Source organism: Methylobacterium gnaphalii (genome assembly GCF_007992215.1).
Taxonomy (GTDB): domain Bacteria; phylum Pseudomonadota; class Alphaproteobacteria; order Rhizobiales; family Beijerinckiaceae; genus Methylobacterium; species Methylobacterium gnaphalii.
The window spans coordinates 1-8,242 of sequence record NZ_BJZV01000031.1; the positions used below are offsets into that span (position 1 = coordinate 1).

General features: G+C 63.2%; 12 protein-coding genes and 1 pseudogene. 8 read left to right on the forward strand and 5 right to left on the reverse strand.

Features of this window, described 5'->3' with window-relative positions:
* Both MGN01_RS19780 and MGN01_RS19785 read right to left on the reverse strand, forming a co-directional pair.
* On the reverse strand, positions 1-216 hold a 216-nt coding region (locus tag MGN01_RS19780), incomplete at its 3' end, for a transposase (RefSeq protein WP_147048562.1).
* Positions 217-311: 95 nt separating this feature from the next.
* Positions 312-560, reverse strand: coding sequence for a hypothetical protein (locus tag MGN01_RS19785; protein WP_147048555.1), 249 nt, complete (start codon positions 558-560; stop codon positions 312-314).
* A gap of 164 nt (positions 561-724) precedes the next feature.
* On the opposite strand from MGN01_RS19785, the gene MGN01_RS19790 reads away from it, so the two are divergent.
* Both MGN01_RS19790 and MGN01_RS24675 read left to right on the forward strand, forming a co-directional pair.
* Positions 725-928, forward strand: coding sequence for a hypothetical protein (locus tag MGN01_RS19790; RefSeq protein ID WP_147048556.1), 204 nt, complete (start codon positions 725-727; stop codon positions 926-928).
* 104 nt (positions 929-1,032) lie between these two features.
* The gene (locus tag MGN01_RS24675) at positions 1,033-1,281 is read left to right on the forward strand and encodes a hypothetical protein (protein ID WP_147048557.1); all 249 of its coding nucleotides are present in this window, start codon (positions 1,033-1,035) and stop codon (positions 1,279-1,281) included.
* On the opposite strand, the gene MGN01_RS23745 is transcribed toward MGN01_RS24675, so the two are convergent.
* Positions 1,192-1,488: a hypothetical protein gene (locus MGN01_RS23745; RefSeq protein ID WP_170246081.1), complete on the reverse strand. Its 297-nt coding sequence runs from the start codon at positions 1,486-1,488 to the stop codon at positions 1,192-1,194. The genes MGN01_RS24675 and MGN01_RS23745 overlap by 90 nt on opposite strands.
* Before the next feature lie 169 nt (positions 1,489-1,657).
* On the opposite strand from MGN01_RS23745, the gene MGN01_RS24615 reads away from it, so the two are divergent.
* Both MGN01_RS24615 and MGN01_RS19800 read left to right on the forward strand, forming a co-directional pair.
* Positions 1,658-1,876, forward strand: a complete 219-nt coding sequence (locus MGN01_RS24615; protein ID WP_373866606.1) for a DUF6894 family protein — start codon at positions 1,658-1,660, stop codon at positions 1,874-1,876.
* Between the two features lie 13 nt (positions 1,877-1,889).
* Positions 1,890-2,078 carry a hypothetical protein gene (locus MGN01_RS19800; protein ID WP_147048558.1) on the forward strand — a complete coding sequence of 63 codons (189 nt, stop codon included), beginning with the start codon at positions 1,890-1,892 and terminating at the stop codon, positions 2,076-2,078.
* Positions 2,079-2,094: 16 nt separating this feature from the next.
* Here MGN01_RS19800 and MGN01_RS19805 read toward each other — a convergent pair whose 3' ends face one another.
* Positions 2,095-2,298, reverse strand: coding sequence for a hypothetical protein (locus MGN01_RS19805; RefSeq protein ID WP_147048559.1), 204 nt, complete (start codon positions 2,296-2,298; stop codon positions 2,095-2,097).
* Positions 2,299-2,351: 53 nt separating this feature from the next.
* On the opposite strand from MGN01_RS19805, the pseudogene MGN01_RS19810 reads away from it, so the two are divergent.
* Both MGN01_RS19810 and MGN01_RS19815 read left to right on the forward strand, forming a co-directional pair.
* Positions 2,352-2,543, forward strand: a pseudogene (locus MGN01_RS19810) (HigA family addiction module antitoxin); the annotation flags it as partial.
* A 131-nt stretch (positions 2,544-2,674) separates the two neighbouring features.
* Positions 2,675-4,180: an ATPase domain-containing protein gene (locus MGN01_RS19815; protein ID WP_147048560.1), complete on the forward strand. Its 1,506-nt coding sequence runs from the start codon at positions 2,675-2,677 to the stop codon at positions 4,178-4,180.
* A 53-nt stretch (positions 4,181-4,233) separates the two neighbouring features.
* Here MGN01_RS19815 and MGN01_RS24620 read toward each other — a convergent pair whose 3' ends face one another.
* A complete protein-coding gene (locus MGN01_RS24620; RefSeq protein ID WP_373319233.1) occupies positions 4,234-4,398 on the reverse strand; it encodes a DUF6894 family protein in 165 nt (54 codons plus the stop codon).
* A 341-nt stretch (positions 4,399-4,739) separates the two neighbouring features.
* Here MGN01_RS24620 and MGN01_RS19820 point away from each other — a divergent pair, with 341 nt between their 5' ends.
* Together MGN01_RS19820 and MGN01_RS19825 are read left to right on the forward strand one after the other, a co-directional pair.
* On the forward strand, positions 4,740-5,159 hold the full coding sequence (locus MGN01_RS19820; protein ID WP_238258641.1) for a cupredoxin domain-containing protein: 420 nt from the start codon (positions 4,740-4,742) through the stop codon (positions 5,157-5,159).
* 399 nt (positions 5,160-5,558) lie between these two features.
* Positions 5,559-7,943 (forward strand): hybrid sensor histidine kinase/response regulator, encoded by a 2,385-nt coding sequence (locus tag MGN01_RS19825; protein WP_147048561.1) that lies wholly within the window; start codon positions 5,559-5,561, stop codon positions 7,941-7,943.
* Positions 7,944-8,242 lie beyond the last annotated feature (299 nt).

Here is an 8,242-nt window from a genome sequence, read left to right on the forward strand (position 1 = left end):
CCCGCGCTTGCGCCAGCGCCGGAAGCGGTTGCCACAGGTCGTATGCGGGCCATAGCGCGCCGGGATGTCAGCCCAGGGCGCACCCGTGCGCAGCCGCCAGAAGATGCCGTTGAGCACCCGCCGGTCGTCCACCCGCTCCTTGCTACGCACATCCGTCGGCAGGAGTGGCTCGATCACCGTCCACTCTGCATCCGTCAGGTCAACCGCGCCATTCAGAACCCTCCGTCTCCAGAGGGCTAACGACGTCACGCCTCAACCGTGCCAGCCGTTATGGGTTCGCGACCTAGACCGCATCCTTCCAACGAAAGAGGCTATGCCGCCAGCAGTCGCTTGGTGTTGGTGGCGACGTGCTCCCGGTATCGGGCGACGACCATTTCCGGTGACCCGCCACACATCAGCGTGTTGGTCGCCTCAATGGCGGCGTGGACCTTCTCGATCACCATGGACTGCATTTCGGCGCGACCTTCACGGCCGCCCCAGGCGAGTCGGACGAGGCGCAGCTCGATGACCTTCTGCGCCTCAAGGGCCAGCATCATCGACGAAAAGAAGGGGTTGAACACGGCGTACTCCGAGCCGCCATCAATGCGGTCAGCGGTAAAGCAGGCTAATCGTCGATTGGGTCCCTCATCCGGGGTGCGACATAGCAGCAATGAGTGCCGTGATGCGGCTGAAGCCTGTGGCCGGCAGGTGACTGTCGGGAGGTCGGCGACATGCAAGATGGCGCATGCCGCGCTGGGCTCTCACTCCGCTCCTGATCGTTCTGTTCGCCATTCCTGGCGCGATGGCCGTCGTTATGGCGTGGCCGTTTGTCAGACACAGTAGCATTCCGACTGAACTCGACGCCGATGCGCTCGGGATCCTGACAATCGCGTTGCTCGTCGGCATGCTCGTGGTGATGATGATCCTTCCGGTGAAAAGACGGGTGTGACACACGGCACCGCTTCTCAAGAGTGACGGCAGCGCTAGAACGGCATCATGCCCCTACCCGCCTCGCCGACCTGAGAAGTCCAGATCGACGGCGCGTGGAACGCAATGCCGGCGGACGCAGCTCACCGAGAACATCGTGACGCTAACAAGCGCTGTCCGGTCTGCCATGGACGGGTATCGACGGCTGGCACCTACACCGAAGGCGGCAAGATCGTCATCCAGCACCGTAGGACGTACGACGGCTGCCCGCTGTTCGGAGAGCCGCTACAAGGGCGAGCCGTCGCGCCATCCACCGGCATTGCCTTGAAGGGGAACAGCCGCATCCACCAGCGTCGCTTCCCCGCCGGGCTGTAGAGAACGGGCAGCGCGCTCGACGAGCGCTCGATGCGCATCCATTCGCCTCACGGCGCTCTCAAGCTGCTCCAAGCGGCGTTCGGCATCTTCAGTCTGAGCACCATCGGCTCTCAAGAGAACAAGTTCACGCGCCTGCTCTCGCACCTGCCTGTTGGCCGAAGCGATTTGCCGATGAATGGTCTCTAGGCAGAAGTTGGTATCGAACATGCCGCACCTGACGCAACGCTCTTTGTATAATCTCATACAAAGAAGGCGCGAGGTTGACCAAGAAGCCGCTCGCAGGCGCTGCGTTTGACCATCGAGACGGGAGGGCGCGACGCGTCGAGGATCGATTACCCCCAGTGCGGTTATCGGTCCGAGGAGCCGCTATGCCCCTATACTTCTTCACGCTGACGACGGCGAGTGCGCCACCACGGACAAAGAGGACATCGCCCTCGCCGACGACAAGGAGGCTCGGGCTTGGGCGGCTCGCTTGTTGACCGAGATGGTCGAGGCAGCTGGCGTGCATCAAGACCCCTCGCGGTTTGAGATCACTGTGCGTGATGAACGGGGCGTGTTCGAAGAGAAGTCCGCCGTAGACGGCAGCCTCGGCTAAGGTGGACGAAGCCATGCCGGATAAGCTGGATGCAAAGCGCGAGTCCGAATTGTTGCTCGAAGGCGCGAAAGTGCGGGCTTCAGGACGTCCCAAAGACGCCCGTCCCTATGCACTTGGATCCGAGGAGCGAATAGCCTGGATGGAAGGCTTCAACGGAGAGCCGGACGATCAGCCCCCTGATCTGCCGATGGACCAAAGCTGAAGGACGAAGGGGCTCATTAGTCGGTCAACGGCACCGCCGTGATGAACCGCAGCTCGTTCAGGCTCGTGATTTTCCAAACAGTCCGCAGGCCCATCAACGGACCGTCAGGGGCCTCGGTCAGCTCCTCAAAGACAAGCCGGGCCAGCTTCCCGACCGGCTCGAACTTCTCACCGGGCAGGATGTCGATGGAGTGCCTCGCCAGCGCGGTGCCGGACTTCACCTCTGTCAGCCCTAGCGCTACAGATGGAAGCTAGAACAAAGAAGTCGGAGTGTATGCAGGCGCCGGAGGCGAAGCCGATCCATCCGGGCACGGTGCTGCGCGACCGCGTGCTGCCGGACCTCGGGCTTGCGGTCATCCAGGCCGCACGCGAGCTGCACATTAGCCGCCAAACCCTGCACAGAATCCTCGCCGGCCGTGCCGCGATCACTCCAGACATGGCCGCTCGCCTCGCGCGTCTGTCCAGCGTGCACACTCTGTTCTGGCTCGACCTGCAGCAGGCGCACGACCTCGCCTATGCCGAGGCGAACCTCGCCGACGTGCTGCCGCGCATCCCCGCGCGCGTTGCCACCCGCCGTCGCGAAGGAACTGACCAGCTATGGCCGTTGATGCCGAACCGAAGGCAGCGCCCTTGGACACGGCGAGGTTCGGTATCGCCGGCCTCGACGACGTGCTCGGGGGCGGCCTCGCGCGTAACCGCCTGTACCTGCTGGAGGGCGACCCCGGCACCGGCAAGACCACCACCGCCCTGCAGTTCCTGCTGGAGGGCGCCCGCCGGGGCGAGCGCGGCCCGTACATCAGTCTGTCGGAGACGACCGAGGAGTTGCACGAGACCGCCCGCTCGCACGGCTGGAGCTTGCCCGACGCGGTCACGATCTACGAGCTGATCCCGCCCGAGAGCCTGTTCGACGCCGCGAAAGAACAGACCCTGCTGTATGCCTCAGATCTCGAACTCGGCGAGGCGACGAAGGCGATCTTCGAGCAGGTCGATGCGGTCAAGCCCACCCGCGTCGTGCTCGACAGCCTGTCGGAGATCCGCCTGCTCGCCGGCAGCTCGCTGCGTTACCGACGGCAGATCCTGGCGCTGAAGCACTACTTCGCCCGGCGAGACACGACCATGCTGCTGCTCGACGACCTCACGGCGGAAGCCCTGGACAAAACCGTGCACAGCGTCGCCCACGCGGTGATCCGCCTGGAGGGGCTGGCGCCCAACTACGGCGCCGAGCGGCGGCGGATGCGGGTGGTGAAGTATCGTGGCCAACGCTTTCGCGGCGGCTACCATGACTTCAACATCGCCACCGGCGGCGTGGAGGTGTTCCCGCGCCTCATCGCCCTGGAGCACAAGACCAGGTTCGCCCGCGATACGCTGCGCAGCGGGATCCCGGAACTCGACGCCCTGCTCGGCGGCGGTATCCAGACGGGGTCAAGCACCCTGCTGCTCGGACCGGCTGGCGCCGGCAAGTCGCTGCTCGCGGTCCAGTACGTCGTGGCCGCGGCGGCGCGTCGCGAGAAGGCGGCGATGTTCGTGTTCGACGAGGAACTCGGGCTGTTGTTGGAGCGCACGAAGGCGATGGGCTTCGACCTCGCCGGCCTGCGTGACCAGGGACTGCTGGCGATCGAGCAGGTCGATGCCGCAGAGCTGTCGCCGGGTGAGTTCGCCCACCGCGTGCGTCGTCAGGCCGACGAGGCGCAGGCGAAGACCGTGGTGATCGACAGCCTCAACGGCTACCAGGCGGCGATGCCCGACGAGGATGCGCTGATCTTGCACATCCACGAGTTGCTGCAGTACCTCAATCGCCAAGGCGCCACGACCTTCCTGACGGTCGCCCAGCACGGGTTGGTCGGCGACATGAAGAGCCCGGTCGACGTGACCTATCTCGCCGACACGGTGGTGCTGCTGCGCTACTTCGAGGCGTTCGGTCACGTACGCCGGGCGATCTCGGTGGTGAAGAAGCGCACCGGGGCGCACGAGGACACGATCCGCGAGTACCGCATTACCGGCACCGGCCTGCGGGTCGGTGAGCCGCTGCGCTCATTCCAGGGCGTGCTGCGTGGCGTGCGGACGCTGGTTCAGGGCAGTGACGCGAAGCTGCTCGACGGCTGAAATCTATCCTTGGCGGACCTCGTCAGTGGGTACCGAGCGTCAGACTTTGCCTACTAGATCGTCTCTGGGGTCGTGCTCGCAGGACGCAGCGGCCTTGCGGCAATGCGCGATGTCGCCCTTGACTCGTCCTCAGGTGCGGCTTCGCTGTTCGGCAGCACAGTTCCGTCTGGATCGGGACGGTCCACGCCATCGTGTACGTTGAAAAAGTATCGCGGCATCGAATGGCCTCGGCGGCTTCAATCGTGCCCCTTCTATCAACGACCAATGGCCCGACACCAGACACAACAAAGAGCGCCGCGGCGCCGGGTGTGACCGGGCGGGCTCTGAAGCTAGGACTGCTCTATGTGAATCTTTGTCCCAGGCGCGTCACAAGATTTCAATCCGGATTGCCCCTCGCTGGCACACAGGGCGCCTTCACGATCTGCTCGGGTGTCTCCTTCGCCCGTGTAGCGCGCACGGAGGAACTTGGCAGCAAGACGGGGCCTTGACCTGGGGTTCGGCAAGACCGCTACGGAGATCGATGATGCTGCGATACGCCTCTTTTGGGTCGAGCCTGATAATGGTTACCCTCGTCGTCAGCGGGGCCTCTGCCCAAGGAAAGCCCAGTACCCCGCCCGAGAGCACCGCGCAGTCTCCGATAGAGCTGAGGATCAGCAAGCAAGAAGGTAAGGCTGTTTGTGCACCTGCGGAGCTCAGCCTGCCCGCGAACTCAAACGTGACGCTCAACATTGTCAGCCAGTCTGACTCTCCGGTCATTCTCACATCGCCCAACCAGTTCAAGAACAGTCAGGTTCTTCATCATGAAGGTGATTTTACTCACGTCGCCAGCGAAGATGGATGGACTGTCAAGCAGAATGGCAAGGCTGTGCTGAAATTGAGGACACTTGCGGTTGGCGAGCAGGGATACGGCTGTGCAAGCATTAACAACCAGAGTGAGCCTTTCCGTGGAAAGTTGGTTTTGATCTCACCATCAGGTTGAGGCTAGCGGCCCTGAGCCGGTGGTGACTCAGCGCCATAAATCCCTATGGCGCTCAAGATCGCATGGTTCGACAGGAGACGTCGCATACGGCTCATTACGTCGATATGCGCACGTCCCTCAGCCGGTCGTTGAGCGTCCGCAGGCCGTCAGTCGCCTGCCGCTGCTCCTCGTGCCGTTCGCGCTGCGTCGCTCGCGGCGTTCCTGAGTGAGCAGACGGCGGGCCTCCATCTTGGTATTGCACCATCAGCGTGCAGCCGGTCCGTGCCCAGTCCAAGTCAGCGCGAGCCGGCACGACGGTGCTGCGGCCGAAGCGAGCGTTGCAGGCGACGCCGGCACCATTCGTGGCGTTCAAGGGTTAGAGAAGGGTCCGCGACCTGGCTGGGGCTTGATCGAGGCGTAATGGAAAGCTCAAGTTTTTTGGAAACAACTCAGTCTAGCGAAACTCGCTACCGGCTTCTCATCGAGTCGATCACCGACTACGCCATCTACATGCTGGATCGCGACGGGCACGTAACCAGTTGGAACCCAGGGGCTAAGCGCTTCAAAGGCTACGAAGCCGACGAGATCATCGGCCGCCATTTCTCGACCTTCTATACTGAAGCCGAGCGGGCGCAGAACGTCCCTGCGTTGGCGCTGGAGGAGGCCGCGCGGACCGGGAGGGTCGAGCGCGAGGGCTGGCGCATGCGCAAGGACGGCGCACGGTTCTGGGCTCATGTCATCATTGACGCGATCAAGTCGCCCGAGGGCGACTTGTTGGGCTTTGCCAAGATCACCCGCGACCTGACGGAGCGGAAGGCGGCCGAGGCAAAATTACGGGAGAGTGAGGAGCAATTCCGGCTGCTGGTGCAGGGCGTCACCGACTACGCGATTTATATGCTGGATGCGAATGGCCACGTTGTAAGCTGGAACGCAGGCGCGCAGCGCATCAAAGGCTACACCCCAGAAGAGATCATCGGCCGCCACTTTTCCAATTTCTACACCGAAGCGGATCGTGCCGCGGGCCTTCCACACACCGGGCTGGAAACGGCAAAGCAAAACGGGCGGTGGGAGCACGAAGGCGAAAGGGTTCGCAAGGATGGCACGCCCTTCTGGGCGCACGTGGTCATCGACGCGATCCGAGACGATGACGGCACCTTAGTCGGCTTCGCGAAGGTCACCCGGGATATTTCGGAACGCCGCGAGGCGGAGGCTGCGCTTCAAGCGGCTCAAACAACGATAATCCGGTCGCAGAAGCTTGAGGCAATTGGGCAACTCACCGGCGGCATCGCTCACGACTTCAACAATCTGCTGCAGGTGATCAGCGGCAACCTGCATCTGCTCGGCAGGGACGTCGCCGGCAATCCCCGGGCCGAGATGCGAGTTCAGAACGCCCTGGCCGGCGTTGCACGCGGGGCAAAACTCGCCTCTCAGTTGCTGGCCTTCGCAAGGCGCCAGCCCTTGGAGCCAAGGGTCGTGAACTTTGGGCGCGTGATCAAAGGCATGGACGAGATGCTGCGTCGCGCACTCGGCGGGGAGGTCGAGGTCGAAACGGTGGTCGCTGGTGGGTTGTGGAACAGTCTCATCGATCCTGATCAGCTCGAGAATGCGATCCTGAACCTCGCGATTAACGCTCGTGATGCCATGAATGGCGCAGGCCGGCTCACGATCGAGGCCAGCAACGCCTCGCTCGACGACGAGTACGTCCGCCAGCACGAGGATCTGAATGCGGGTCAGTATGTGATGATCGCGGTAACCGACACCGGCGCGGGCATCCCACCGGAAATTCTGGACCGGGTCTATGAGCCCTTCTTCACGACCAAGGCCGAGGACAAGGGCACGGGGCTCGGTCTTGCCATGGTCTACGGCTTCGTCAAGCAATCGGGCGGGCACGTGAAAATCTATAGCGAAGTCGGCGCTGGGACGACGGTGAAGCTCTACTTCCCACGTGAGGTCGCGGCCGAAGATGCTGTGGTCACTACTGCCAGCGGCCCGGTGCGTGGCGGAGACGAGACCATCCTTGTGGTCGAGGATGACGACGAAGTCCGTGAGGTGGTCATCGGCATGCTGACGGAGCTTGGCTACCGGGTGGTCAAGGCGAAGGATGCAGCGGCCGGCCTCGTCGTCATCGACAGTGGCATTCCGATAGACCTGGTCTTCACTGATGTGATGATGCCGGGCCCCCTGCGGAGCCCTGAGCTTGCTCGAAAAGCTAGGGAACGGCTTCCGAATGTCGCCGTCCTCTTCACGTCCGGTTACACCCAAAACGCCATCGTGCACGGCGGGCGGCTCGATCCAGGCGTTGAGTTGCTTGCCAAGCCCTATACGCGCGATGCGCTTGCCCGGAAGATCCGACACGTATTGGCCAATCAGGCGCAAAGGCGGGTTGCTGTTCGAGCGCCGCAGCGGCAGCCGTCGAAGCGCGATGTGCTCAAGGGGACGACGGTCCTTCTGGTCGAAGACGACGAACTCATCCGCGCAGTAGCGGTCGGAATGCTGCAGGAGGTTGGCTGTCAGGCCAAGGAGGCGGCCACCGCCGAGGAAGCTTTGAAGATCCTGGATGGTGGACCGGTGGACCTGCTTCTCACGGACGTCGGCCTGCCCGGTATCTCTGGTCTGCAACTCGCCAGGAACGCCCGCTCCCAGTGGCCCCACCTCCGCCTAGTTCTGGCGACCGGTGACAGCGGCGTCCAAGCCGAAGCTGCGCGCCTCGGTGCAAGACTTCTTATGAAACCCTACGACGACGGCACTCTGCGCCAGGCTCTGGAGGCTTCAATGAAGGGGGATCGATCCGACGGCACGCCGTGAGAGGGTCGTGAACGCCCCTGTGCCGCTCTTACCTGCGATTCGACATGGGCCTTTCTCAAAACTCGCCTGCTCATGTTTATGCCGGGCAATCACGGCCCCGGACAGCGCCAACGAGAGCATCATCAGTTCGAGGCTTCAAGCCCTGTGCTCGGCCGTGAGCAGATCCGGATCGGAATCCTTTAATGCCGGCCGAGGGGGCCGTGTGTCGAGCGTTGAGAGACGAGGGGCTGAGGTGTAGAGGCGGGGCATGGGTTCGCCTCTAGTGCACTGGCTCAGACGGATGGTTCAGGGATCGGCGG

What these genes read in the sequence shown, in the direction of transcription:
- MGN01_RS24620 (WP_373319233.1), bottom strand. Translation starts at nt 4,398, where the DNA reads ATGCCGCGATACTTTTTCAACGTACACGATGGCGTGGACCGTCCCGAT.
- MGN01_RS19820 (WP_238258641.1), top strand. Translation starts at nt 4,740, where the DNA reads ATGGTTACCCTCGTCGTCAGCGGGGCCTCTGCCCAAGGAAAGCCCAGT.
- MGN01_RS19790 (WP_147048556.1), top strand. Translation starts at nt 725, where the DNA reads ATGCCGCGCTGGGCTCTCACTCCGCTCCTGATCGTTCTGTTCGCCATT.
- MGN01_RS23745 (WP_170246081.1), bottom strand. Translation starts at nt 1,488, where the DNA reads ATGTTCGATACCAACTTCTGCCTAGAGACCATTCATCGGCAAATCGCT.
- MGN01_RS19825 (WP_147048561.1), top strand. Translation starts at nt 5,559, where the DNA reads ATGGAAAGCTCAAGTTTTTTGGAAACAACTCAGTCTAGCGAAACTCGC.
- MGN01_RS19800 (WP_147048558.1), top strand. Translation starts at nt 1,890, where the DNA reads ATGCCGGATAAGCTGGATGCAAAGCGCGAGTCCGAATTGTTGCTCGAA.
- MGN01_RS19815 (WP_147048560.1), top strand. Translation starts at nt 2,675, where the DNA reads ATGGCCGTTGATGCCGAACCGAAGGCAGCGCCCTTGGACACGGCGAGG.
- MGN01_RS24675 (WP_147048557.1), top strand. Translation starts at nt 1,033, where the DNA reads ATGCCGGCGGACGCAGCTCACCGAGAACATCGTGACGCTAACAAGCGC.